The 23,583-nt window shown below is 63.2% G+C and carries 18 protein-coding genes; 6 read left to right on the top strand and 12 right to left on the bottom strand.

Translation table 11 applies throughout. The annotated features are described in order from the left end of the window. Positions 1 to 148: 148 nt before the first annotated feature. The 8 genes from NKJ76_RS17455 to NKJ76_RS17420 form a co-directional block, all read right to left on the bottom strand. Positions 149 to 1,777 carry an alpha-D-glucose phosphate-specific phosphoglucomutase gene (locus NKJ76_RS17455; RefSeq protein ID WP_352459683.1) on the bottom strand — a complete coding sequence of 543 codons (1,629 nt, stop codon included), beginning with the start codon at positions 1,775 to 1,777 and terminating at the stop codon, positions 149 to 151. A gap of 3 nt (positions 1,778 to 1,780) precedes the next feature. Beyond that, positions 1,781 to 3,226: a glycogen synthase GlgA gene (glgA, locus tag NKJ76_RS17450; protein ID WP_352459684.1), complete on the bottom strand. Its 1,446-nt coding sequence runs from the start codon at positions 3,224 to 3,226 to the stop codon at positions 1,781 to 1,783. Positions 3,227 to 3,245: 19 nt separating this feature from the next. Continuing rightward, positions 3,246 to 4,511, bottom strand: a complete 1,266-nt coding sequence (glgC, locus tag NKJ76_RS17445) for a glucose-1-phosphate adenylyltransferase (RefSeq protein WP_023715696.1) — start codon at positions 4,509 to 4,511, stop codon at positions 3,246 to 3,248. Positions 4,512 to 4,618: 107 nt separating this feature from the next. Further along, on the bottom strand, positions 4,619 to 6,832 hold the full coding sequence (gene glgB / locus NKJ76_RS17440; RefSeq protein WP_352537969.1) for a 1,4-alpha-glucan branching protein GlgB: 2,214 nt from the start codon (positions 6,830 to 6,832) through the stop codon (positions 4,619 to 4,621). A 70-nt stretch (positions 6,833 to 6,902) separates the two neighbouring features. After that, a complete protein-coding gene (locus tag NKJ76_RS17435; RefSeq protein ID WP_352537968.1) occupies positions 6,903 to 9,365 on the bottom strand; it encodes a glycogen/starch/alpha-glucan phosphorylase in 2,463 nt (820 codons plus the stop codon). A 140-nt stretch (positions 9,366 to 9,505) separates the two neighbouring features. Then, entirely contained in the window at positions 9,506 to 10,288 is a 783-nt protein-coding gene (locus tag NKJ76_RS17430; protein WP_023670726.1) for an ATP-binding cassette domain-containing protein, read from the bottom strand. Continuing rightward, positions 10,285 to 11,346 (bottom strand): ABC transporter permease, encoded by a 1,062-nt coding sequence (locus NKJ76_RS17425; RefSeq protein WP_023670725.1) that lies wholly within the window; start codon positions 11,344 to 11,346, stop codon positions 10,285 to 10,287. Before NKJ76_RS17425 ends, NKJ76_RS17430 begins: the two co-directional genes overlap by 4 nt. A gap of 150 nt (positions 11,347 to 11,496) precedes the next feature. Further along, positions 11,497 to 12,474: a sugar ABC transporter substrate-binding protein gene (locus NKJ76_RS17420; protein ID WP_081725578.1), complete on the bottom strand. Its 978-nt coding sequence runs from the start codon at positions 12,472 to 12,474 to the stop codon at positions 11,497 to 11,499. A 264-nt stretch (positions 12,475 to 12,738) separates the two neighbouring features. Between NKJ76_RS17420 and NKJ76_RS17415 the strand changes: the two genes are divergently transcribed. From NKJ76_RS17415 to NKJ76_RS17400, 4 genes are all read left to right on the top strand, one after another. Further along, entirely contained in the window at positions 12,739 to 13,965 is a 1,227-nt protein-coding gene (locus NKJ76_RS17415; RefSeq protein ID WP_352537967.1) for an ROK family transcriptional regulator, read from the top strand. Beyond that, a complete protein-coding gene (locus tag NKJ76_RS17410) occupies positions 13,966 to 14,412 on the top strand; it encodes an RbsD/FucU family protein (RefSeq protein WP_023684581.1) in 447 nt (148 codons plus the stop codon). After that, positions 14,409 to 15,332 carry a carbohydrate kinase family protein gene (locus NKJ76_RS17405; protein ID WP_352537966.1) on the top strand — a complete coding sequence of 308 codons (924 nt, stop codon included), beginning with the start codon at positions 14,409 to 14,411 and terminating at the stop codon, positions 15,330 to 15,332. Before NKJ76_RS17410 ends, NKJ76_RS17405 begins: the two co-directional genes overlap by 4 nt. Before the next feature lie 291 nt (positions 15,333 to 15,623). Beyond that, entirely contained in the window at positions 15,624 to 16,766 is a 1,143-nt protein-coding gene (locus tag NKJ76_RS17400; RefSeq protein ID WP_352537965.1) for a DegT/DnrJ/EryC1/StrS family aminotransferase, read from the top strand. A 1-nt stretch (position 16,767) separates the two neighbouring features. On the opposite strand, the gene cysQ is transcribed toward NKJ76_RS17400, so the two are convergent. The 3 genes from cysQ to cysD are packed head-to-tail and all read right to left on the bottom strand — an operon-like array spanning position 16,768 to position 20,412. Continuing rightward, entirely contained in the window at positions 16,768 to 17,556 is a 789-nt protein-coding gene (cysQ, locus tag NKJ76_RS17395) for a 3'(2'),5'-bisphosphate nucleotidase CysQ (protein ID WP_031196090.1), read from the bottom strand. 10 nt (positions 17,557 to 17,566) lie between these two features. Continuing rightward, complete coding sequence (gene cysN / locus NKJ76_RS17390; RefSeq protein ID WP_352537964.1) at positions 17,567 to 19,504, bottom strand: sulfate adenylyltransferase subunit CysN; 1,938 nt, start codon at positions 19,502 to 19,504, stop codon at positions 17,567 to 17,569. A gap of 2 nt (positions 19,505 to 19,506) precedes the next feature. Next, positions 19,507 to 20,412 (bottom strand): sulfate adenylyltransferase subunit CysD, encoded by a 906-nt coding sequence (gene cysD, locus NKJ76_RS17385; protein ID WP_023670717.1) that lies wholly within the window; start codon positions 20,410 to 20,412, stop codon positions 19,507 to 19,509. Between the two features lie 414 nt (positions 20,413 to 20,826). On the opposite strand from cysD, the gene NKJ76_RS17380 reads away from it, so the two are divergent. Together NKJ76_RS17380 and NKJ76_RS17375 are read left to right on the top strand one after the other, a co-directional pair. Then, positions 20,827 to 22,119 carry an O-antigen ligase family protein gene (locus tag NKJ76_RS17380; RefSeq protein ID WP_031355661.1) on the top strand — a complete coding sequence of 431 codons (1,293 nt, stop codon included), beginning with the start codon at positions 20,827 to 20,829 and terminating at the stop codon, positions 22,117 to 22,119. Continuing rightward, a complete protein-coding gene (locus NKJ76_RS17375; protein WP_352537963.1) occupies positions 22,116 to 23,051 on the top strand; it encodes an NAD-dependent epimerase/dehydratase family protein in 936 nt (311 codons plus the stop codon). Before NKJ76_RS17380 ends, NKJ76_RS17375 begins: the two co-directional genes overlap by 4 nt. Here NKJ76_RS17375 and NKJ76_RS17370 read toward each other — a convergent pair. Beyond that, on the bottom strand, positions 23,039 to 23,578 hold the full coding sequence (locus NKJ76_RS17370) for a sugar transferase (protein ID WP_023670714.1): 540 nt from the start codon (positions 23,576 to 23,578) through the stop codon (positions 23,039 to 23,041). The genes NKJ76_RS17375 and NKJ76_RS17370 overlap by 13 nt on opposite strands. Positions 23,579 to 23,583 lie beyond the last annotated feature (5 nt).

Below are 23,583 nucleotides of genomic sequence, written 5' to 3'. Positions count from 1 at the left end.
CTCCACCCTCCCCCTTGTGGGGAGGGTCGCGAACGAAGTGAGCGGGGTGGGGGTCGGCGCGGGGAAAGCGCTTTACGAGCACCCCCACCCCGATCCGCTGCGCGGATCGACCCTCCCCACAAGGGGGAGGGTAAAGACGTCACCACCCTCAAGTAATCACGCTCGGCTTGTTGCGCCCGGTGTGGCTCTTGATCCCGGCGATATCATCGGCAGCCGCGATCAGCTCGGCGAGCGCCTCTTGCGTGCCGAGGTCATGCCGCGCTCTGTCCGGCTCGTAGCGCTCGATGTAGACGCGCAGCGTAGCACCCGACGTGCCGGTGCCGGACAAACGAAACACGACACGCGAGCCGCCTTCGAACAGGATGCGGATGCCCTGGTTCTTGCTCACCGAACCGTCGACGGGATCGTGATAGGCGAAGTCGTCGGCATTGGCGATCTTCAGGCCGCGCACGCTGGTGCCGGGCAGCGAGGTCAGCTTGGCGCGGAGTTCATCGACCAGGGCGTTGGCGCGCTCGGTTTCGACCTCCTCATAGTCATGACGTGAATAGTAATTGCGGCCGTAGGTCGCCCAATGTTCGGTGACGACGTCCTTGCAGCTTTCGCCGCGCACGGCCAGGATGTTCAGCCACAACAGCACCGCCCACAGCCCGTCCTTTTCACGGACATGGTTCGAGCCGGTGCCGGCGCTTTCCTCGCCGCAGATCGTTGCCATGCCGGCATCGAGCAGATTGCCGAAGAACTTCCAACCGGTCGGCGTTTCGTAGATGCCGATGCCGAGCTGTTCGGCGACGCGGTCGGCAGCGCCGCTGGTCGGCATCGAGCGGGCGATGCCTTTGAGGCCGTCCTTGTAGCCCGGCGCGAATTGCGCATTGGCGGCAAGCATGGCCACCGAATCCGACGGGGTGACGAAAATGCCCTTGCCGATGATGAGATTGCGGTCACCGTCGCCGTCGGAAGCGGCGCCGAAATCGGGCGCATCCGGTCCCATCATCTCGTCATAGAGATGCTTGGCGTGGACCAGGTTCGGATCCGGGTGATGGCCGCCAAAATCCGGCAGCGGCTTGTAGTTGCGGCAGGTGCCATTCTCCGCGCCGAGCCGGCGCTCGAGGATTTCCTTGGCATACGGGCCGGTGACCGCATGCATGGCGTCGAAGCGCATGCGGAAGCCGTATTTGAAATTGGCGCGGATGGCGTCGAAGTCGAACAGGCTCTCCATCAATTCGGCATAGTCGGTGACCGGGTCGATAATCTCGACCGCCATGCCGCCGGCGGTCACCGTGCCGATCTTGTCGATGTCGATCTGGTCGATGTCGGCGGTCTTGAAGCTCGAAATCGTCTTGGTCTTTTCGAAGATCGCGTCGGTCAGCTTTTCCGGCGCCGGGCCGCCATTGCCGGCATTGTACTTGATGCCGAAATCCTCGTGCGGGCCGCCCGGATTGTGACTGGCCGACAGGATGATGCCGCCGAAGGTCTTGTATTTGCGGATGACATGCGACGCCGCCGGCGTCGACAATATGCCGCCCTGCCCGACCATCACCTTGCCGAAGCCGTTGGCCGCCGCCATGGCGATGGCCTTCTGGATGACCTCGCGGTTGTAGAAGCGGCCGTCGCCGCCGATCACCAGCGTCTTGCCCTCAAAGCCCTCCAGCGCGTCGAAGATCGACTGGATGAAGTTCTCGGCATAGTGCTCCTGCTGAAAGACAGGCACCTTCTTGCGCAGGCCGGACGTGCCGGGTTTCTGGTCGAGATAGGGTTTGGTGGCGACGGTCCGGATCATGCTTCAGGCAACCCTTTTCGAAAGCAGCAGGCGGTAGAGTTCAACGTATTTGTCGGCGCTCTTGTCCCAGGAGACATCGGCCTTCATGCCCTGGCGCTGGATCTGTTCCCAGACGGCCGGGCTCGAATGCGCATCGACCAGCCGGCGGATGGCGTGCAGCATGGCGCCGCCACTATTGGGCGCGAACTGGAAGCCGGTGGCGACACCGGCCGAGATCGCTGCTTCATTGGCGTCGATGATGGTGTCGGCAAGGCCGCCGGTGCGGGCGACGACGGGCACGCAGCCATAGCGTAGGCCGTAAAGCTGGGTCAGCCCGCAAGGCTCGAAGCGCGACGGGATGACGATGGCGTCGCAGCCGCCCTGCATGGTGTGGGAAAGCCCCTCGTCATAGCCGACGACGACGCCGACACGGCCGCGATGGCGGGCGGTGGCAGCCAGCAGCGCGCCTTCCAGGCCGGCGTCGCCTGAGCCGAGGATCGCCAGCCGCGCGCCGGTGGCGACGACGCCGTCGACCACAGCCGCCAGTATGTCCATGCCCTTCTGCCAGGTCAGCCGGCTGACGACGCAGACGATCGGACTGTCGTCGCGCTCGAGGCTGAAGCGGTCCTCGACAACCGCCCGGTTGGGAAGCCGAGCCTTGAGCGTCGCGGCGGAGTAGGCCGACACCAGATGCTTGTCGGTCTCCGGGTTCCAGATGTCGGTGTCGATGCCGTTGACGATGCCGTAGAGGTCGGAAGAGCGCATGTTGATCAGGCCGTCGAGGCCCATGCCGAATTCCGGCGAGCGGATTTCCTGGGCATAGGTGGGGCTCACCGTGGTGATCGCCCAGGCCGCCTGCAGGCCGGCCTTGAGGAAGCCGACGCCGCCATAGTATTCTACGCCGTCGAGCACCATCGCCGCGGCCGGCAAGCCGAGCTCGCCAAAAATGCCGGCGCCGAACTGACCCTGGAAGGCAAGGTTGTGAACCGTGATCAGCGACGGCACGCCGACCGCCTTGCCGTAGCGCATATAGGCCAGCGTCATCGCCGACTGCCAGTCATGGGCGTGGACGAGATCCGGCTGGTAGCCGGAAATGGCGCCGCCGGCGATATCGCCACCGACCTGGCTCAGCGCAGCAAAACGCCGCCAATTGTCGGGCCAATCGGCGCCGGCCGCATTGCCGTAAGGGCCGCCGGGACGATCGTAGAGATGCGGCGCGTCGAGCACGAACAGGTCGAGCCCGGCGATCTTGACGGCATGGACCGAAGCCTTGCCGCCCTGCAGCAGCGGGTATTGGTAGACAGCCTTCTTTTTCTTGAAGGCGTCCATCACCTGGGGAAAGCCGGGGATGAGCGTGCGCATGGTCACGCCCTTGGCGGCCAGCGCGATCGGCAATGCACCGGTCACATCGGCAAGTCCGCCGGTCTTGATCAGCGGGAATATCTCGGGCGTGACCGACAGAACCTGCATGCGTTTATGGTATCCCGTCTTACAGCTTCAGCTTGTCGATCATGTCCTGCGTGACCAGGCAGATGCCCTTTTCCGAGACCCGGAAACGCTTGGCGTCGAGAACAGGGTCTTCGCCAACCACCAGCCCTTCCGGTATCCTTACACCGTGGTCGATGACGACGCGCTTCAACTTTGCGTTCCGGCCGACATGAACGTCGGGCAGCATGACGACCTCTTCCAGCGTCGAATAGGAGTTGATGCGCGCCCCGGTGAAGATCAAGCTGCGCTTCAGCGAAGCACCCGAGACGATGCAGTCGCCTGAGACCAGCGAGGAGACGGCCGAACCGCGCCGGCCATCCTCGTCATGCACGAACTTTGCCGGCGGCTTCAATTCGGCATAGGTCCAGATCGGCCAGTCGCGGTCGTAGAGGTCGAGTTCGGGAGTGATGTCGGTCAGGTCGATATTGGCTTCCCAGTAGGCGTCGACCGTGCCGACATCGCGCCAATAGGCTTCGTTCTCGGCCGTCGAGCGCACGCAGGACTTGGCGAAGCGATGCGCGATCGCCTTACCGTGCTGGACGATGTAGGGGATGATGTCCTTGCCGAAGTCGCGGCTCGAACCCGGCTCGGCCGCATCGCGGCGCAGTTGTTCCATCAGGAACTTGGTCTTGAAGACATAGATGCCCATAGAGGCCAGCGCGAATTCCGGCTTGTCGGGAATGCCGGGCGGGTCGGCGGGCTTTTCGACGAAGGCGATGATGTTGTCCTTGCCATCGACATGCATGACACCGAAGCCGGTCGCTTCCAAGCGCGGCACTTCGAGGCAACCAACAGTGACGTCGGCATTGGCGTCGACGTGCTGGCGAAGCATCAGCTCGTAGTCCATCTTGTAGATATGGTCGCCGGCCAGGATCACCATATATTCAGGGCCATAGGCCTCGATGATGTCGATGTTCTGGTAGACGGCGTCGGCGGTGCCTTCATACCACTGGGTTTCCGAGACACGCTGCGAGGCCGGCAGGATGTCGAAGCTTTCGTTTCGCTCCGGGCGCAGGAAGTTCCAGCCGCGCTGCAGGTGGCGGATCAGCGAATGCGCCTTGTACTGGGTGGCGACACCGAGGCGACGAATGCCGGAATTCAGCGCATTGGACAGCGCGAAATCGATGATGCGCGTCTTGCCGCCGAAATAGACGGCCGGCTTGGCCCTGCGGTCGGTCAATTCCTTGAGCCGGCTGCCGCGGCCGCCGGCCAGCACATAGGCCATGGCATCGCGCGCCAGCGGCTGGGTTCTCTTCAAGTCTGCCATTTTTACCCTCCCAAATTACCAGTCTGGAGCATCGCCCGGTCCGCAACGAGTCGACGGACCTAATCCGAAACGAGTTGACGGACCTAGTCCGCAACGAGTTGACGGATCTAGTCCGCAACGAGTTCAAGCATGATCGTCGACAGCGGCGGCAAAAGCATCGTTGCCGAAATGCCTCCTCCTTCCGCCCTTGCTTCGACCACACCGCCATTGCCCTTGCCCGAACCACCATAGTCCGAAGCGTCGGTGTTGATGATTTCGCGCCATTTGCCGACCTTGGGCAATGGCACGCGATAATTGTCGCGCGGCACTGGCGTGAAGTTGGAAATGACGGCGATCGGGTTGCCGCCGGGCGCGCTGCGCAGCCAGGCGAAGACCGAATTTTCCTTGTCGTCGACGATCAGCCAGGAGAAGCCGTCCGGCTCGCAGTCGCGCGCATGCAGCGCCGGGCGCGAGCGGTAGAGATAGTTGAGGTCGCGCACCGTCTGCCAGACGCCGCGATGCGGGTGGAAGTCGAGCAGGTTCCAGTCGAGCGCGCGCGCCTCGCTCCACTCGCGGCGCTGGGCGAATTCCTGGCCCATGAACAACAGCTTCTTGCCGGGATAGCCCCACATGAAGGCATAGAAGGCGCGCAAAGTCGCGAACTTCTGCCAGTCGTCGCCGGCCATCTTGCCGAGCAGCGTGCCCTTGCCGTGCACGACCTCGTCATGGGACAGCGGCAGCACGAAATTCTCGGAGAAGGCGTAGGTCAGGCCGAAGGTCAGGTCGTTGTGGTGATGTTTGCGGAAGATCGGCTCCTTGGCGAAATACTCCAGCGTGTCGTGCATAAAGCCCATGTTCCATTTGAAGCCGAAGCCCAGCCCGCCTTCATGCACCGGCGCCGAGACCTTCGGCCATGAGGTCGATTCCTCGGCGATGGTCATCACGCCGGGATGGTGGCCGTAGACCTCCTTGTTCATCTTCTGCAGGAAGGAGACTGCTTCGAGGTTTTCGCGGCCGCCCTTCTCGTTGGGGATCCACTCGCCGGCCTTGCGCGAATAATCGAGGTAGAGCATCGAGGCCACCGCATCCACGCGCAAACCGTCGACATGGTATTTCTCGGCCCAGAACAGCGCGTTATTGACGAGGAACGACACCACCTCGCGGCGGCCGAAATTGTAGATCGCGGTGTTCCAGTCGGGATGAAAACCCTTGCGCGGATCGGCATGCTCATAAAGCGCTGTGCCGTCGAAATTGGCCAGGCCATGCGCATCGACTGGGAAATGCGCCGGCACCCAGTCGAGGATGACGCCGACGCCGGCGCGGTGCGCACCGTCGACGAAACGGGCGAAGCCGTCGGGGTCGCCGAAGCGCGCCGAGGGGGCATAAAGTCCGGTTGTCTGATAACCCCATGACGGGTCATAGGGATGTTCGGAGATCGGCAGGAACTCGATGTGGGTGAAGCCGGTCTCGACAGCATAGGGGATGAGCTGGTTGGCGAGTTCGTCCCATGACAGGAAGCTGCCATCATCGTGCTGCTGCCACGAACCGGCATGGACCTCGTAGATCGATATGGCTTCGCGCCGGGGATCGGCCTTTCGCCAGTAATTGCGATGCGCCTCGTCGCCCCATTCATGCGCCGGCGGCACCGCCGTCACTGAGGCTGTGGCCGGGCGCAATTCCGACTTGAAGGCGAACGGATCGGCCTTGAGCGGCAGGCGCACGCCGTCGGGGGCAATGATCTCGTATTTATAGGGGTGGCCGGCGCCGATATCGGGAATGAACAGTTCCCAGATGCCGGTGTCGCGGCGGTCGCGCATCGTGTGCCGGCGGCCGTCCCATTCGTTGAAGTCGCCGACCACGGAGACGCGCCTTGCATTGGGCGCCCAGACGGCGAAATGGACGCCCGACGCGCCTTCATGGTCGAGGAGATGGGCGCCGAGCTTGTCGAACAGCCTGAGGTGCGACCCTTGCGCGATATAGTAGTCGTCCATCGGGCCGAGCACCGGGCCGAAGGAATAGGGATCGGTCAGCCACCAGTCGCCGCCGGCATTTTCGGCGTGATAGCGCAGCGGCTGACGCTTCTTGATCGACAGTCTGCCTTCGAAGAAACCGGCGTCGTCGCGCCGCGTGAGTTCGCCGGCGTTCTTGCCGGCCAGCGTGTATGCGGTGACGAACTCGGCATTGGGGACGAAGCAGCGGGCAACCAGGCTCTTGCCGGCATCATGCACGCCCAGGATTGCAAAAGGATCGCCATGCGTGCCTGCAACAATTGCGGCGACATCGCCGGCTGACGCCAGCCCGTCCGACCCGCTCGTCGTCGCGGTCGCGCGCGGTTTCTTCATCAGGCGGTGTCCCTCCCTGGGAACCAGTTCTTGTGCACAAGACCCATTGTCGTGGCCTCATGCAATCATATCAGGTGGGCACGTTCCAGATTTCTTTCGCATATTGGCGGATCGTGCGATCGGAAGAGAACCAGCCGACGCGGGCAACGTTGCGGATCGCGCGCGCGTACCAATCGGGGCTGTTGCGCCAGACGGCGTCGACATCGCGCTGGGCGGCGGCATAGGCGTCGAAATCCGCCGCCACCATGAACCAGTCGCTGTTGTAGAGACCGTCGACCAGCTCGCGGTAGCGATCCGGCTGGTCGGGCGAGAACACGCCCGACGATACTGCGGCAACAGCCTGCGCCAATTCAGGGGAGCCCTCGATCACGGCGCGCGGGTTGTAGCCATTGCTGCGCCGCTCGGCGACTTCCGCCGTGCTCAGGCCGAAGATGAAGATGTTGTCGTCGCCGACGCATTCCTTGATCTCGACATTGGCGCCGTCGAGCGTGCCGATGGTCAAGGCGCCGTTCAGCGCGAACTTCATGTTGCCGGTGCCCGACGCCTCCATGCCGGCAGTCGAAATCTGCTCGGACAGGTCGGCGGCCGGCATCATCACCTCGGCCAGGCTGACATTGTAGTTCGGCACGAACACCACTTTCAGCAGCCCGCGCACCGACGGGTCGCTGTTGATGACCTTGGCGACGTCGTTGGCCAGTTTGATGATCAGCTTGGCATTGTGGTAGCTGGGCGCCGCTTTGCCGCCGAAAAATTTGACGCGTGGCATCCAGTCCAGCTCGGGATGCGAGCGGATCTGGTCGTAGAGCGCGATAGCTTCCAGGATGTTGAGCAGCTGGCGCTTGTATTCGTGGATGCGCTTGACCTGGATGTCGAACAGCGCCGACGGGTCGAGCTTGATGCCGAGCCGGTCGGCGACCAGATTGGCGAGCTTGACCTTGTTGGAGCGCTTGACGGCGGCGAACTTGTCGCGGAAGGCGGAGTCGCCGACAAAGGCTTCGAGCCCCTTGATGGCGTCGATGTCGTCGAGGAAACGGTCCCCGATCGCCGCGCGGGTGAGCGCGGTGAGGCCTGGATTGCACTGGATCAGCCAGCGCCGTGGCGTGATGCCGTTGGTCTTGTTGTTGATGCGATCGGGATAGAGCTTGTGGAGATCGGCAAACACCGTCTCCTTCATCAGCTCGGTGTGCAACGCCGACACGCCATTGATCGAGTGCGAGCCGACAAAGGCCAGGTTACCCATGCGCACGCGGCGGTCGCCATTTTCCTGGATCAGCGAGATGCGGCTGATCTGCTCGTTTGAGAACTGGTTGGTGGCGCGCGCCTCAAGCAGCACCTGCGCATTGATGGCGTAGACGATCTGCATGTGGCGCGGCAAAAGCCGCTCGAACAGCGGCACCGGCCAGCTTTCCAGCGCCTCTGGCAGCAGCGTGTGGTTGGTGTAGCCGAAGGTGCGCTTGGTGATGTCCCAGGCCTGGTCGAAATCCATGCCGTGGACGTCCATCAGCAGGCGCATCAGCTCCGGCACGGCGATCGCCGGATGGGTGTCGTTGAGATGGATCGCCGCCTTGTCGGGCAGCGAGGCGAGATCGCCATACTGGCTGAGATGGCGCTGGACGATGTCCTGCAGCGACGCGGTGGAGAAGAAATATTCCTGCCGCAGCCGCAGTTCCTGGCCGGCCTTGTGGGAATCAGCGGGGTAAAGCACACGCGACAAGGCATCGGCCTTGTTGCTTTCGGCCAGCGCGCCGATGTGGTCGCCGGCGTTGAACTTGTCGAGCAGGATCGGATCGATCGGCATGCCGGACCAAAGCCGCAGCGTGTTGACGCGGTTGGCGCGCCAGCCGACGACCGGCGTGTCGTAGGCGACGGCCTGGACATGCTCGGTTGGCTTCCAGACGTGACGTTCGAGCCGGCCATCCTTGGAGGTGATCGATTCCACCGAGCCGCCGAAGCCGACTTCGAAGGCGCGTTCGCGGCGCTCGAACTCCCACGGGTTGCCGTGGTCGAGCCAGGTTTCGGGCAGTTCGACCTGCCAGCCGTCATGGATCTCCTGGCGGAACATACCGTTGGCGTAGCGGATGCCGTAGCCATGCGCGGGAATGTCGACGGTCGCCATGCTTTCCATGAAGCAGGCGGCGAGCCGGCCGAGACCGCCATTGCCGAGCGCCGCATCCGGTTCGAGCCCGGCGATGAGGTCGAGGTCGACGCCCAGCGACTTGAGCGCTTCTCGCATATTGTCCATCAGGCCTAGATTGGAGAAGGCATCGCGCATCAGCCGGCCGATGAGGAATTCGAGCGACAGGTAATAGACGCGCTTTTCCTGCTGGGCGTAGGCCTCCTGCGTCGCCTGCATCCAGTGATCGACGATGCGGTCGCGCACGACCTTGATCGAGGCTGTCAGCCAATCATATTGCGTGGCAACGGAGGTGCCTTTGCCGACCCGGTATTTGAGAGCCAGCAAGACTTCGTCGGCCAGCGTCTTGGGATCGGGTATTTCGAGATCGGGGGCTTTGGCTGTCATTGTTCGCGTCATACTGCCTCTCGTGATCGTGCTGCGATCATACCGGCTTTCGCTCTCAGTCCCAGCCTATCCTAGTGCATCGCAACATACGTTCAATCGATTTAGACCAGCATGCCGCCAGTTCCCCTGCGGCAATTTATCCGTCGAGCGGATCAGGCAGCGAGTGCAGCCTCCGGCGGAACCTTCGCTCCCGTCATGAAGGCGACGGCGTCGGACATGGTATATTGCTTGGGATCGATGACGCAGAGGCGGCGACCCAGCCGATGGATATGGATGCGGTCGGCAACCTCGAAGACATGCGGCATGTTGTGCGAGATCAGCACGATCGGCAGGCCTCGCTTCTTGACGTCGAGGATCAGTTCCAGCACGCGGCGGCTCTCCTTGACGCCGAGTGCCGCGGTCGGCTCATCCATGATCACCACACGGCTGCCGAAAGCGGCGGCGCGCGCCACCGCCACGCCCTGACGCTGGCCACCCGACAGCGTTTCCACCGCCTGGCTGATGTTCTGGATGGTCATCAGCCCAAGCTCGGTCAGCTTGTCGCGGGCGCGCTTTTCCATTGCGGGCCGGTCGAGCATACGAAGCCAGTCGCCGAGGAAGCCGGGTTTGCGGATCTCGCGGCCGAGGAACATGTTGTCGGCGATCGACAGAGCCGGCGACAAAGCCAGGTTTTGGTAGACCGTCTCGATGCCCGCCTCGCGCGCCTCCATGGGCGATTTGAAAGCGACAGCTTTGCCTTCAAGACGGATCTCGCCTTCGTCGGGCACGGCGGCGCCGGAAATCGCCTTGATCAGCGATGATTTGCCGGCGCCATTGTCTCCGATGACGGCCAGGATTTCGCCTGGGTAGAGGTCGAAGTCGGCATTATCGAGGGCGGTGACGCGGCCATAGCGCTTGATCAGGCCACGCGCGGTGAGGATGGGTTCCACGGTCATGCCGAAACCTTTCTGATCCATTGGTCGATCGCCACGGCGCCGATGATCAGCACACCGGTGAGCAGCACCTTCCATTGCGGATCGGCGCCCAGCATGTTGAGGCCCATCGAGACGACACCGACGATCATCGCGCCGAAAAGCGTGCCCAGAATTGAGCCGCGCCCGCCGAACAGTGAAATGCCGCCGATCACCGTCGCAGTTATCGCCTGAAGGTTGTAGTCGGTGACGGCGGCTGACGGTGAGATCGAGCCGTTGCGGCCGATGGAAACCCAGGCAGCGAAAGCTGCGATCAACCCGGCAAGGGTGTAGACCGTCATCAACACCTTCTTGGTCTGGATGCCAGACAGCTTCGCCGCCTCCTGATCATCACCAACGGCGTAGACGTGGCGGCCCCAGGCGGTGTGATTGAGCACGTACCAGAGGATCAAAACGAGCACGACCGTGGCGATGACGCCCAGTGTCAGCACCGCCGTGCCGATCTTGAAACTCAGGGCAAAGAGATGCAGCAGCGGCGCCTGGGCGTCGACGTCGGTATCGCGGATCGTCTCGTTGGCCGAATAGATGAAGTTGGTCGCCATGACGATGTTCCAGGTGCCGAGCGTGACGATGAACGGCGGCAGCTTCATGTAGGCGACCAGCAAACCGTTGAGCAGGCCGCAGGCTGCGCCGGCGGCAAGCCCGATGGGCACTGCGAGCACGGCCGGCATGCCGTAGCTGACCGCGCAATTGCCCATGATCACGGCCGAAATCACCATGATCACGCCGATCGACAGGTCGATGCCGGCGGTCAGGATGACCAGTGTCTGCGCGGCACCGAGGATGCCGACGATGGCGATCTGCTGCAGGATCAGCGTCAGCGTATAGGATGAGAAGAAACGCCCGCCAATGGCGATGCCGAAAATTACGATCGACAGGACCAGCACAATCAGCGGCACCGCCGCCGGCGTGGAGTGCAGGAAATGCTGGATGCGCTTGACGGCCGATTTGTGCTCGTCAAAGGCGGCAACGCTTGTGTCGCTGCTCGAGAGAACCTTCTCGAATTCCTGTGCTTGAGCCATGTTTCCTCCCCTGGGCTTCAGCTCCATGCCGATACCCGCTCGCGCCTGTCCGGTCTGCTGCCGGGATTATTCGCGTGACGCATCGTCCACCCGAAGCGGCCGGGGATCAAGCCCCCGGCCGTCAGCTTGTCGCTGGCTGTCAGGCAGCCATCAGCCCCAGCACTTGGCGAGGCCTTCCTTGGTGTCGATCGACTTCACGCCATTGGCCGGCTTGTCGGTGACGAGGTTGACGCCGGTGTCGAAGAAGTTCTTGCCTTCGGTCGGCTTCGGCTTGGCGCCGTCCTTGGCGAAGGCGGCGATCGCCTCGATGCCGAGTGCCGCCATCTGCAGCGGGTATTGCTGCGAGGTGGCGCCAATGACGCCTTCGGTCACCGACTTCACGCCGGGGCAGCCGCCATCGACCGAGACGATCAGCACCTGGCTTTCGAGACCGACCGCCTTGAGCGCCTGGTAGGCGCCGACAGCGGCGGGCTCGTTGATGGTGTGGATGACGGTGATGGAGTTGTCCTTCTGCAGAAGGTTTTCCATCGCCTTGCGGCCGCCTTCTTCATTGCCGTTGGTGACGTCGTGGCCGACGATGCGGGCATCGTCCTCATCGCCGATCTTGTTGGGATCCTTCACGTCGATGCCGAAGCCCATCATGAAGCCCTGGTCGCGCAGCACATCCACGGTCGGCTGTGAGGGGGTCAGGTCGAGGAAGCCGATCTTGGCGTCCTTGGCCTTGTCGCCGAGGGTCGCGGCTGCCCAGGCGCCGATCAGCTTGCCGGCTTCCAGATTGTCCGTCGCGAAGGTCGCGTCGGCGGCATCGATCGGGTCCAGCGGGGTATCGAGCGCGATCACCAGCAGGCCGGCGTCACGCGCCTTCTTCACCGTCGGCACGATGCCCTTGGTGTCGGACGCGGTGATCAGGATGCCCTTGGCGCCGTCGGCGATGCAGCTTTCGATCGCCGCCACCTGGCTCTCGCTGTCGCCGTCGATCTTGCCGGCATAGGTCTTGAGGTCGACGCCAAGTTCCTTGGCCTTGGCGGTCGCGCCCTCCTTCATCTTGACGAAGAAGGGGTTGGTGTCGGTCTTGGTGATCAGGCAGGCGCCGACGCCGGCGGCCGATGCTGTCGAAGCAAACGCCATCAGGCCGAGGCCCGCCGCGGCGAACACGGTGGACTTCAATAATGCTTTGGTCACGATCTTCCTCCCATGGAACCATGCGGATGCCGCCAACCGGCATCTCGAGCGCATCCACTGAAGTTCTCCCAGTGTGGACGCGCCCTCAAATGACACCAGCGGGAGCCGCCTGTCAATAATTAAATCACTCTTATTTATTATTGACAGCTTTGCGTGGTTCACTCATTCTGCCGCAAAAGCAGTAAGAATAAACCAAGGGAAGGAACAAGGGTGGAGACCGGCATTGCAAGGCACGGTTCGCCCGAGGCGGCCGCCAGCCGTCTCCACCGTGGCACCAACCAGAGCGGCATGCGCGACCACAATGAGCGGCTGGTGCTGTCGCTGGTTCGCCAGCATGGCAGCCTGGCCAAATCAGACATTGCGCGCATGACCGGGCTTTCAGCGCAGACCGTCTCGGTCATCATGCGCGAACTGGAGGAAGACAGCCTGCTGCTGCGCCAGGCGCCGTTGCGCGGCAAGATCGGCCAGCCCTCCATCCCGATGGCGCTGAACCCCGAAGGCGCCTTCTTCATCGGCCTCAAGATCGGCCGCCGCAGCGCCGAACTGGTGCTGATCGATTTCCTCGGAACTGTGCGTTCCATGCTGCAGCACTCCTACCGCTATCCGGCGCCGCGCGAGACGGTTGAGTTCGTCACCGAAGGCATGAAGACGATGCGCGCCGAACTGACACCTGCGCAGGACAAGCGCATTGCCGGGCTCGGCATCGCCATGCCGTTCGAACTGTGGAACTGGGCCGACACGGCAGGTGCGCCGCGCGATATCATGGACGAATGGCGCCACCGCGACATCCGCGCCGACATCCAGTCGCAATGCGAATTCCCGGTCTATTTGCAGAACGACGCGACGTCGGCCTGCGGCGCCGAACTGGTGTTCGGCCAGACCGGCGGCGCGCGCGACTTCGTCTATTTCTACATCGGCGCCTTTGCCGGCGGCGGCATCGTGCTCAATGGCCGGCTTTTTGGCGGACCGACAGGCAATGCCGGGGCGCTGGGTTCGATGCCGGTGCCGGGACCAGACGGCAAGCCGACGCAGCTCATCGACGTCGCCTCGATCGCCATGCTGGAAAAGGCGCTTAACGCACGCGGCATTGACGGCTCCTATCTCTGGACCTCGCCGCAGGAATGGGGCGAGATCGGCGCCGATCTGGACGACTGGATTGCCACCGCCTCGCAGGCGCTTGCCTACGCGATTGTCGCGGCGTCCTCGGTGATCGATTTCGAGGCCGCGGTGATCGATGGCTGGATGCCGCTCGCCGTACGCCGCCGGCTCGTCGATGCCGTCAGGCAGGCGATCGACACCATTGACGGCGAGGGCCTGAAGCTTCCGGTGGTGCGCGAAGGCACCGTCGGCATCCATGCCCGGGCGCTGGGCGGCGCCAGCCTGCCGCTGTCCGAACGCTTCCTCATCGGTTCGACCACCATTTCCCGGAGCACCTGAATGCTGATCGGTATTCCGTCGCTGCTCGGTCCGGAGCTTCTGGCGACATTGCGCGCCATGGGCCATGGCGACGAGATCGCGCTTGTCGACGGCAACTATCCGGCGGAAGAACAGGCAAACCGGCTGATCCGCGCCGACGGTCTTCACCTCATACCGGTGCTTGACGCCATTTTGAGCGTTCTGCCGGTGGATGATTTCGTGCCGGAAGCGCTGTTTCGTGCCTCGGTCAAAGGCGATCCCTCGGTCGCCGATCCGGTCCACCATGAAATCGAAACGATCTGCACCAGGCGCGCGCCGGGCCGCAAGGTGGTTGCGCTGGCGGGCGCCGACTTCTATGCACGCGTCCGGTCGGCATATGCGATCGTCGGGACCAGCGAACCCCGGCTCTACGCCAACATCATCATCCGCAAGGGCGTGATCTATCCGCCGGAGAACAAGAAATCATGATCCTCTGCTGCGGCGAAGCCCTGATCGACATGCTGCCGCGCACCACGACACAAGGCGAGCCGGCCTTTGCGCCCTATGTCGGCGGCGCGGTGTTCAACACGGCGATCGCGCTTGGCCGCCTCGGCGCGCCCGCCGGTTTCTTTTCCGGCCTGTCGTCGGATCTGTTCGGCGGCCAGTTCCGCGAGGCGCTCGGCGCAAGCAAGGTCAGCTCCACCTATGCGCACACCTCCCCTCGCCCGACCACGCTCGCCTTCGTGCGGCTCACCAACGGCCAGGCGACCTACACTTTCTACGACGAAAACACCGCCGGGCGCATGCTGACGACAGAGGATCTGCCGAAACTCGGCGCCGAGATCGAAGCCATGCTGTTTGGCGCTATCAGCCTGATTTCGGATCCGGCGGGTGCTGCCTACGAAGAATTCATGAAACGCGAGCACCAACGCCGCGTCATGATGCTCGACCCCAACATCCGGCCGAACTTCATCCCCGACAAAGCCAAGCACCTCCGGCGCATCCGCTCGATGATGGCGATGGCCGACATCGTGAAGCTATCGGATGAGGATCTGCACTGGTTCGGCGAGGCCGGCTCGCATGACGACGTCATCCGCAATTGGCTCGATCGGGGCCCCAAGCTGATCGTCGTCACCCATGGCAGCGAAGGCGCAGTCGGCTACAGCAGGGATCACAAGGTCACGGTGATGCCGCATAAGGTGGAGGTGGTCGACACGGTCGGCGCCGGCGACACTTTCAATGCCGGCATTCTGGCCTCGCTGCACGAGCAAGGCCTGCTCACCAAGGTCGGGATCGGCGGCCTTTCGGAGGACGCCATCCGTCAGGCGCTGGCCCTCGGCGCCAAAGCGGCGGCGGTGACCGTGTCGCGGGCCGGCGCCAACCCGCCCTGGCGGCACGAAATCGCCTGATCCACGCTTAGTCCGCCGCCAGCCGCTGCAAGCAGCCGATCACTTTATGTTTCCGCGAGCCCGAAAGACGGACTGAATCAGCCGGATTAATAGGCGGCGAAGCCCGGATTTCCGGCATCTTGCGGCAATGCAGGGAAAGCCTGAAGTAACAGGCTGCGACACCTAGACAACCCGTCCCGCGGCCGGTCCGGCTTTCTAGACCGGCCCAACTCTGGTACCAGCGGCCCGGTTAAGTTGTTGTTTCTGTGCGTGTCGTTGGGGCGGCCCGCACCACACCGTTTTGAGGCCGACATGCAATTCATCGATCTTGGCGCGCAGCGCGAACGTATCCGCGACCGGCTGAAGGCCGCGATCGACAATGTCGTCGAGGAAGGCCGCTATATCCTCGGGCCGCAAGTCACCGAATTCGAAAACAAGCTCGCAGCCTATATCGGCACCAAGCATGTCGTGGCCTGCGCCAACGGCACCGACGCGCTGCTGTTGCCGCTGTTTGCCGCCGGTATCGGCCCCGGCGACGCGGTGTTCGTGCCGAGCTTCACCTTTGCCGCGACGGCGGAAGTGGTGGCGCTTGCCAAGGCCGAACCGGTGTTCGTCGATGTCGACGCCGAAACCTACAACATCGACATCGCCAGCCTCGAGGCGGCGATCGCCATGATCCAGAAGGAAGGCCGGCTGAAGCCGAAGGCGATCATTCCCGTCGATCTGTTCGGGCTTGCCGCCGACTACGACGCGATCATGGCGATTGCCAAGCGCGAAGGGCTGCTGGTGATCGAGGATGCGGCGCAGTCGATCGGCGGTTCGGCCGACGGCACAATGTGCGGCGCCTTCGGCCATGTCGGCTCGACCAGCTTTTATCCGGCCAAGCCGCTGGGCTGCTACGGCGATGGCGGCGCGATGTTCACCAATGACGACGCGCTGGCCGACCAGCTGCGCTCGTTTGCGTTCCACGGTAAGGGCGAGACGCAGTATGACAATGTCCGCGTCGGCATCAATTCACGCCTCGACACGATCCAGGCGGCGATCCTGATCGAGAAACTCGCCATCCTCGAAGACGAGATGGTCGCCCGCCAGGTGGTGGCCAAGCGCTACGCCGAAGGTCTCGGCGACATCGTCAAGACGTCACGCAATCTGGGCGGTGGCCGCTCGGCCTGGGCGCAATACGCCGTCGAGACGCCGAAGCGCGACGGGTTGAGGGCGCATCTCGGCGAAAAGGGCATCCCTTCGGTGATCTATTATGTGAAGCCGCTGCACGAGCAGGTCGCCTATCGCGACTATCCACGCACGCCGACCGGGCTTGCGGTTTCGGAGGAACTGCCGAAGCGCATCCTGTGCCTGCCGATGCATCCCTATCTCAGCGAAGCCGACCAGGACCGCATCATCGAGACGATCCGCAACTACATTGGCTCGAACTCGGCGCATGTAGCGGCGGCGTAAGTTACGCCGCGTCCGCCGCCTTCCCGCTCGCAATAAAATGCGGGTTGGCGAAATCCTCGTCGTCGCTCTGTTTGCGCTTGCCATAGGTGAGCGGCTCGCCGTCCAGCGTGCGCGTCATGCCGCCGGCGGCGCGCAGTACGGCGTCGCCGGCCGCCGTGTCCCATTCCATGGTGCGGCCGAAGCGCGGATAGATGTCGGCTTCGGCTGCGGCGAGCAGGCAGAATTTCAGCGATGAGCCGACCGAGACGATCTCGGCGGCGCCGAGATCCTTGATGAAGGCTTCGGTCTCCGGGGTGTTGTGCGAGCGGCTGGCAACGACCGCCAGCGGCGTGACCGCCCTCCTAACCGAAATCCGCCGGCGGCCGACGATACGGAAGTCGCCATCGACCTCGATTGCTTCGGCCCAGCCCGGCCGTCCAGAGAAGAACCGCCCGCTGCACGGTGCGAAGACGACGCCGATCTCCGGCACGCCGTGCCGGACAAGCGCGATGTTGACGGTGAAATCGGTCCGGCGGTTGACGAATTCCTTCGTTCCATCGAGCGGATCGATCAGGAAGAAGGCGCCATCCAGATCGGGCGGCACAATGCCTTCGGCGACCTCTTCCTCGGCCACGCAGGGAATATCGGGATAGGCCGCACGCAGGCCGGCGAGGATGATCGTCTCGCTCTCGCGGTCGGCTTCCGTGACCGGCGAGGAGTCCGACTTGCTGTCGACCGCGCAGCCGGCCTTGAAGACCCGCATCACCTCGCGTCCGGCTTCGAGCGCCAGGCGCTCGAACACGTCGAGCATCACTTCGTCGTCAGATGCCGCCGCCGCTGTCATATTGGTCTTCGGCAATGTCGCGCTCATTCAGCCAGTGTTCCAGAGCCTCTACCATCTCCTCGGCCGTCTTGCCGAGTGTCTTGAGATGGATTTCGGGATTTTCGGGAGCTTCATACGGGGAATCGACGCCGGTGAAGTTCTTGATCTCGCCATTCAGCGCCCGTGCGTAAAGGCCTTTCGGGTCGCGTCGGGCGCATTCCTCGAACGGCGTATCGACGAACACTTCGACGAACTCGCCGTCGGCCATCAACTCCCTGGCCATGCGCCGCTCGGCGCTGAAGGGGGAAATGAAGGAGACGATGACGATCAGCCCGGCATCGGCCATCAGCTTTGCCACTTCGGCGACACGGCGGATGTTTTCGACCCGATCGGCGTCGGTGAAGCCGAGATCGCGGTTGAGGCCGTGGCGGACATTGTCGCCGTCGAGAATGTAGGTGTGACGCCCCGAAGCGAACAGCTTCTTCTCAAGCAGATTGGCGATGGTCGACTTGCCCGAGCCGGAAAGACCGGTGAACCAGAATACGGCGGGGCGCTGGCTCTTGAGGTCGGAGCGGCCGCGCTTGCCGACATCGAGCGACTGCCAATGGATGTTTTCGGCGCGGCGCAAGGAATGCAGGATCATGCCGGCGCCGACCGTGGCATTGGTGATGCGGTCGATCAGGATGAAGGCGCCGGTATCGCGGTTGTCGGCGAAGGTGTCGAAGGCGATCGGCGCCCGGGTCGAGATATTGCAGATGCCGACTTCGTTCATCTCGAGCGACTTCGCCGCCTCGCGAGCGAAGTCGTTGACGTTGACGCGGTATTTCAGGTCGGTGACGGTGGCGCTGGTCTGGTCGGTCTCGGTGCGCAGTATATAGGAGCGTCCCGGCAGCAGCGCTGCCTCGTCGAACCAGACGATGTTGGCGGCGAACTGGTCGGCGACCTGCGGCCGTGCCGCCGGCGACACCAGCATGTTGCCTCTGGAGACCTCGACCTCGTCATCGAGCACAAGGGTGATGGCCTGGCCGGCCACCGCCTGGGCAAGATCGCCGCCTTGCGCGACGATGCGCTTGACCCGCGAGGCCTTGCCGGATTTGGCGACCACCACCTCGTCGCCCTGCGCGACGGAGCCGGACGCGATGGTGCCGGCAAAGCCGCGGAAGTCGAGATTGGGCCGGTTGACATACTGCACCGGAAACCGGAACGGCAGTTCGACCGCGGCCTCGTCGACCGATACGGTTTCGAGATGCTCGATCAGCGACGGGCCGGAATACCACGCCGTCTTGGCGGAGCGGCTGGTGACATTGTCGCCATAGCGGGCCGACATCGGGATCGGCACGATCGTCTGGAAGCCGAGCTCGTGCGAGAACTGCCGGTAATCCTCGACGATACGGTCGAACACCGCCTGGTCGAAATCGACGAGGTCGATCTTGTTGACGGCAAGCACGATATGGCGGATGCCGAGCAGCGAAGCGATGATCGAGTGGCGCCGGGTCTGGCGCAGCACACCCTGGCGCGCATCGATCAGCACGATGGCGAGATCGGCAGTCGATGCGCCGGTCGCCATGTTGCGGGTGTACTGTTCGTGGCCGGGCGTGTCGGCGACGATGAACTTGCGCTTGGGCGTGGCGAAGAAGCGGTAGGCGACGTCGATGGTGATGCCTTGCTCGCGCTCGGCCTCGAGGCCGTCGACCAGAAGCGCGAAGTCGATGTCGTCGCCGGTGGTGCCGTGCTTGCGGGAATCGCGCTCGAGTGCGGCGAGCTGGTCCTCGAAGATCTGCTTTGTGTCGGACAGAAGACGGCCGATCAGCGTCGACTTGCCGTCGTCGACCGAGCCGCAGGTGAGGAAGCGCAGCAGCGACTTCTTTTCCTGCGCCGCCATGTATTCGCGCACGCCGTCGGTGGGAGCGAGGCTCTTGGCCAGGATATGGCGCATGCTCAGAAATATCCCTCGCGCTTCTTCTTTTCCATCGAGCCGGCTTCATCGCGGTCGATGAGGCGGCCCTGGCGCTCGGAGGTGCGCGCCGTCAGCATCTCGCCGACGATGGCTTCGAGCGTGTCGGCGTCGGATTCGATGGCGCCGGTCAGCGGATAACAGCCGAGCGTGCGGAAACGCACCAGACGGTTCTCCATCGTCTCACCGGGGCGCAATTGCATGCGATCGTCATCCTTCATGATCAGCATGCCGTCGCGTTCGACCACCGGCCGCTCCTTGGCGAAATAGAGCGGCACGATCGGGATGTTTTCCTGCAGAATGTACTGCCAGATATCGAGCTCGGTCCAGTTCGACAGCGGAAACACGCGGATCGATTCGCCCGGCGCGATGCGGGTGTTGAAGATCTTCCACATCTCCGGCCGCTGGTTCTTCGGGTCCCAGACATGCTGGGCGTTGCGGAAGGAAAAGATGCGCTCCTTGGCGCGCGACTTCTCCTCGTCGCGCCGAGCCCCGCCGAAGGCAGCGTCAAAGCCGTATTTGTCGAGCGCCTGGCGCAACGCCACCGTCTTCATGACATGGGTGTGGGTGTTCGAGCCATGGTCAAAGGGGTTGATACCGTCGCGCACGCCGTCTTCATTGACGTGGACCAGCAGGTCGAAGCCGAGCTTCTGCGCCATCTGGTCGCGAAAGGCGATCATCTCGCGGAACTTCCAGGTGGTGTCGACATGCAGGAAGGGGAAAGGCGGCTTGGCCGGATAGAAGGCCTTCATCGCCAGATGCATCAGCACGGAGGAATCCTTGCCGACGGAATAGAGCATCACCGGCTTGGAGAAGGAGGCGGCAACCTCACGGAAGATGTGGATGGACTCGGCCTCGAGCCGCTGCAGGTGCGTAAGCGCGATGTTCATGGACTGTGAGCGTTCTCTCGTGCAATCCAGACCTTGCATCAGATGGATCGGGCGTCCTTTTCAGCCGCCCGGTTCAAGCTTCACTGCTGGACACTATCGGTTCGTGCCGGCGTTCTAGCAGATCGCCACCTGATATAACAACGCTGGAAAGGCCGGCGGCCACACCGATCGGCAACGAATTTTCCATGAAAAGCCTAGAATCCGAAAATTCCTGCCCGACGGAGCGATAGCATTCAAAGGCCGGGAAAAATCTTGCCTGGACCGAAAGAAACGCCGGCCCGACCTCGTCGCACTTTCGAAAACCGCACCCAGCCGCTATACCGGCTCCTGAACCTGCGCCGGGCGGCATGCCGCAAATGCCGCCGCCAAACATTGTCCGTCGCCACGCGACCCAGCGCATTGTGAACCAGAGCATTGACCCCGATCTCCGCCATCAAGCAGCACGTTTCGCCGTCACGGATCAACGTCACCTTCTCCATTTTGTGTTTCTTTTTCCCGCCGGTACTGGGATCGGCGGTCAGCTTTTTGTTCAATGGCGGCGGCCTGTGGTCGGTGCTTCTGCTTGCGCTGAAAAGACGGCGTTTCAACATCGACCGGCCGATGACCGCGATGACGGTGGCCATCTATGCCTATTGCGCAGCCAGCGTGCTCGCCTCCATCGTCAACAATTCGATCGCCAGGGATGCGCCGCATCTGGCAGGGCTGATCACCTTCCTGTTTTTCCCTGTCTCATACGCGACCTGGAGCATTACCGAGAAAACCACGCTGACGCGCATCGTCGTGCTGGCGAGCGCCGCCGCCTGTTTTGGCGCCCTGCTGCTGGCGGTCGTGCAATATCACGGGCTGGGCATACGGGCCGAAGGCGGCGCCGGCAATCCGATCGTGTTCGCGACCGTCGCCTGCCTCAGCATGATGATGTGCCTGGCAGGCGCCTTATCGGGTGTCGAAAAGAACAGGGCGTTGCTGGCCTGCGCGACACTGGCCGGCGCGGTCGCCATTGTCTATTCGGGATCGCGGATCATCTGGCTGGCGATGCTGGTGGCCGGCATCGCGGTCCTGCTGATCAACCGTCGCAAGCTCAACAACAGAAACGCCATTCGGCTTTTGCTGATTGCGGGCGCGATCGGCATCGTCATCGCGGTCATTGGTCTCCCCATCATTTCCGAGCGCGCGGCCTTCCTGTTCAGCGACTGGGATGCGCTCGCCACGAAGGGCGACCACACGACCGCGCTCGGCTTGCGCGCAGCACTTTGGCAGATTGGGCTGAGCGCCTTCCACGACATGCCGATTTTCGGTCACGGCATTGCTGCAAGCCGTGAGCTGATAAAGGATGGATTCCACAATCAGTTCCACATGCCGTCCACGGGCTTCAGCCATTTTCACAATGGCTTCCTGACTGCATTGGTGGAGGCCGGGCTGCTTGGAGCCGTAACGCTCGCGGCTGTGTTCTTCGTTGCCGCGAGAAACGCGGCCATCGTGCTGCGCACCAGCACGGACGCGATCGAGCGGTTCGGCGCCACGATGATTGTCGTCACTGCGATCACCTACCTCATCGGCGGCCTGACCGGCATCCTGGTCGGCCACGACATCCTCGATGCCACACTGATGGTGTTCCTGGTGTCCGGGACATATCTTGCATCGGGCCGGCAACAAATGCTGCCGGAACAACAGGCACCGGCCCCGGCGCCCCAGGCAAGCCGGCCGTGAAAGTGCTGGTCACAGGCGCGACGGGTTTCATCGGCAGGCAGGTCGTCAACCAGCTGCGCGAAGCCGGGTTCGGGGTGCGCATGGCATCGCGCCACCCGGAACGGCTCGATCCCGTGAGCGATGCGGTTTTGTTGCCGGACTTCGACGCACCGGCCCAGGCATACCAGGCGCTGATGCGAGATATCACCCATGTCGTCCACTGTGCGGCGCTCAACAATGACCGCAAGGCGAGCGAAGCCGACTTCATGGCAGCCAACGCGACACTGACCGCGCAGCTGGCGCGCGCGGCCGCCTCGCGGACAAGCGGGCGCTTCATCTATCTGTCGTCGATCCGGGCAGTAGCCGGTCCCGGTTTCAGCGGAACGATCAGCGAGGCGACGCCCCCTGCCCCGCAATGCGCCTACGGGCGCTCGAAACGCGAAGGCGAGATCAAGACACTGGAAGCCTATGCGTCCAGGCCCTCCGATGCCACGGCGCTGCGCCTGCCGCCGGTCTATGGCGAAGGCATGAAGGGAAACCTGCGTGGAATGATGCGGGCTGCCGCCATTGCCTTACCATTGCCCTTAGGCGCTTTCACCGCAGTTCGTTCGCTGATATCGCGCGACGCGGTGGCTGGCGCCGTGGCGCATCTTTTGACTCGTCCCACGCCACCGCGCCCGACCTATGTCCTGGGCGATGCTTCCCCCGTTGCGATGTTCGAAATCTTGACTGCATTCAGGCACGGATACGACGTTCCGACCCGGCTCGTTCCTGTGCCGGCCTGGCCATTCAGGCTGTTCGCCACACTGCTTGGCAGAAAAGCAGCGTACGACGCTTCCATGGCGACACAGATTTGCGACCCGTCACTGCTGATCTCGGAAGGCTGGATGCCGGAAACCGACACGCTCGGCCGGATTGAGGAACTTGCACGACAGGCCCGTCAGGTCCGGTAGATTGTGCCAAGCAGGATTTTGACGTCGAGTCCGATCGAGGCTCCCCTGAGATATTCGGCATCCGTTTCGGCGCAGAGTTTCGGATCCGACATGTCGATGCCTTTCATCTGTGCCAGCCCGGTAATGCCCGGAAGTGCGGCAAGCACACCCAATTGCCTGCGGCGTTCGATCAATTCGGTTTGCGTGGGCAGGCATGGACGCGGCCCAACCAGGCTCATCTCGCCCTTGAGCACGTTCCAGAGCTGCGGCAGCTCGTCGATCTTGAATTTCCGCAGCACCTTGCCGACGGCAGTGACGGAAATTGCCGGCGCCTGATGCGAGGGCAGAGACGGCGTTCCCACAACCATCGTGCGCAGCTTGTGGCAGGCAAACGGCACCCCGTGCTGGCCGACACGGGTTTGAGAGAAGAGTGCCGGTCCAGGCGACGTCGTCCTGATTGCCAGCATGGCAAGCAGGACGAAAGGCGAGGCCAGTGGCAGCAGCAGCGCCGCCACCGCCAGGTCGAAAGCTCGCTTGGGTTCCCTCATGGCCG

Origin of the sequence: Mesorhizobium sp. M0029, assembly GCF_040323735.1 — a bacterium.
GTDB lineage: Bacteria > Pseudomonadota > Alphaproteobacteria > Rhizobiales > Rhizobiaceae > Mesorhizobium.
This window is presented reverse-complemented; position numbering and strand designations above follow the sequence as displayed.

What these genes read in the sequence shown, in the direction of transcription:
- NKJ76_RS17455 (WP_352459683.1), bottom strand. Translation starts at nt 1,777, where the DNA reads ATGATCCGGACCGTCGCCACCAAACCCTATCTCGACCAGAAACCCGGC.
- glgA (WP_352459684.1), bottom strand. Translation starts at nt 3,226, where the DNA reads ATGCAGGTTCTGTCGGTCACGCCCGAGATATTCCCGCTGATCAAGACC.
- glgC (WP_023715696.1), bottom strand. Translation starts at nt 4,511, where the DNA reads ATGGCAGACTTGAAGAGAACCCAGCCGCTGGCGCGCGATGCCATGGCC.
- glgB (WP_352537969.1), bottom strand. Translation starts at nt 6,832, where the DNA reads ATGAAGAAACCGCGCGCGACCGCGACGACGAGCGGGTCGGACGGGCTG.
- NKJ76_RS17435 (WP_352537968.1), bottom strand. Translation starts at nt 9,365, where the DNA reads ATGACGCGAACAATGACAGCCAAAGCCCCCGATCTCGAAATACCCGAT.
- NKJ76_RS17430 (WP_023670726.1), bottom strand. Translation starts at nt 10,288, where the DNA reads ATGACCGTGGAACCCATCCTCACCGCGCGTGGCCTGATCAAGCGCTAT.
- NKJ76_RS17425 (WP_023670725.1), bottom strand. Translation starts at nt 11,346, where the DNA reads ATGGCTCAAGCACAGGAATTCGAGAAGGTTCTCTCGAGCAGCGACACA.
- NKJ76_RS17420 (WP_081725578.1), bottom strand. Translation starts at nt 12,474, where the DNA reads ATGGCGTTTGCTTCGACAGCATCGGCCGCCGGCGTCGGCGCCTGCCTG.
- NKJ76_RS17410 (WP_023684581.1), top strand. Translation starts at nt 13,966, where the DNA reads ATGCTGATCGGTATTCCGTCGCTGCTCGGTCCGGAGCTTCTGGCGACA.
- NKJ76_RS17405 (WP_352537966.1), top strand. Translation starts at nt 14,409, where the DNA reads ATGATCCTCTGCTGCGGCGAAGCCCTGATCGACATGCTGCCGCGCACC.
- NKJ76_RS17400 (WP_352537965.1), top strand. Translation starts at nt 15,624, where the DNA reads ATGCAATTCATCGATCTTGGCGCGCAGCGCGAACGTATCCGCGACCGG.
- cysQ (WP_031196090.1), bottom strand. Translation starts at nt 17,556, where the DNA reads ATGCTCGACGTGTTCGAGCGCCTGGCGCTCGAAGCCGGACGCGAGGTG.
- cysN (WP_352537964.1), bottom strand. Translation starts at nt 19,504, where the DNA reads ATGCGCCATATCCTGGCCAAGAGCCTCGCTCCCACCGACGGCGTGCGC.
- cysD (WP_023670717.1), bottom strand. Translation starts at nt 20,412, where the DNA reads ATGAACATCGCGCTTACGCACCTGCAGCGGCTCGAGGCCGAGTCCATC.
- NKJ76_RS17370 (WP_023670714.1), bottom strand. Translation starts at nt 23,578, where the DNA reads ATGAGGGAACCCAAGCGAGCTTTCGACCTGGCGGTGGCGGCGCTGCTG.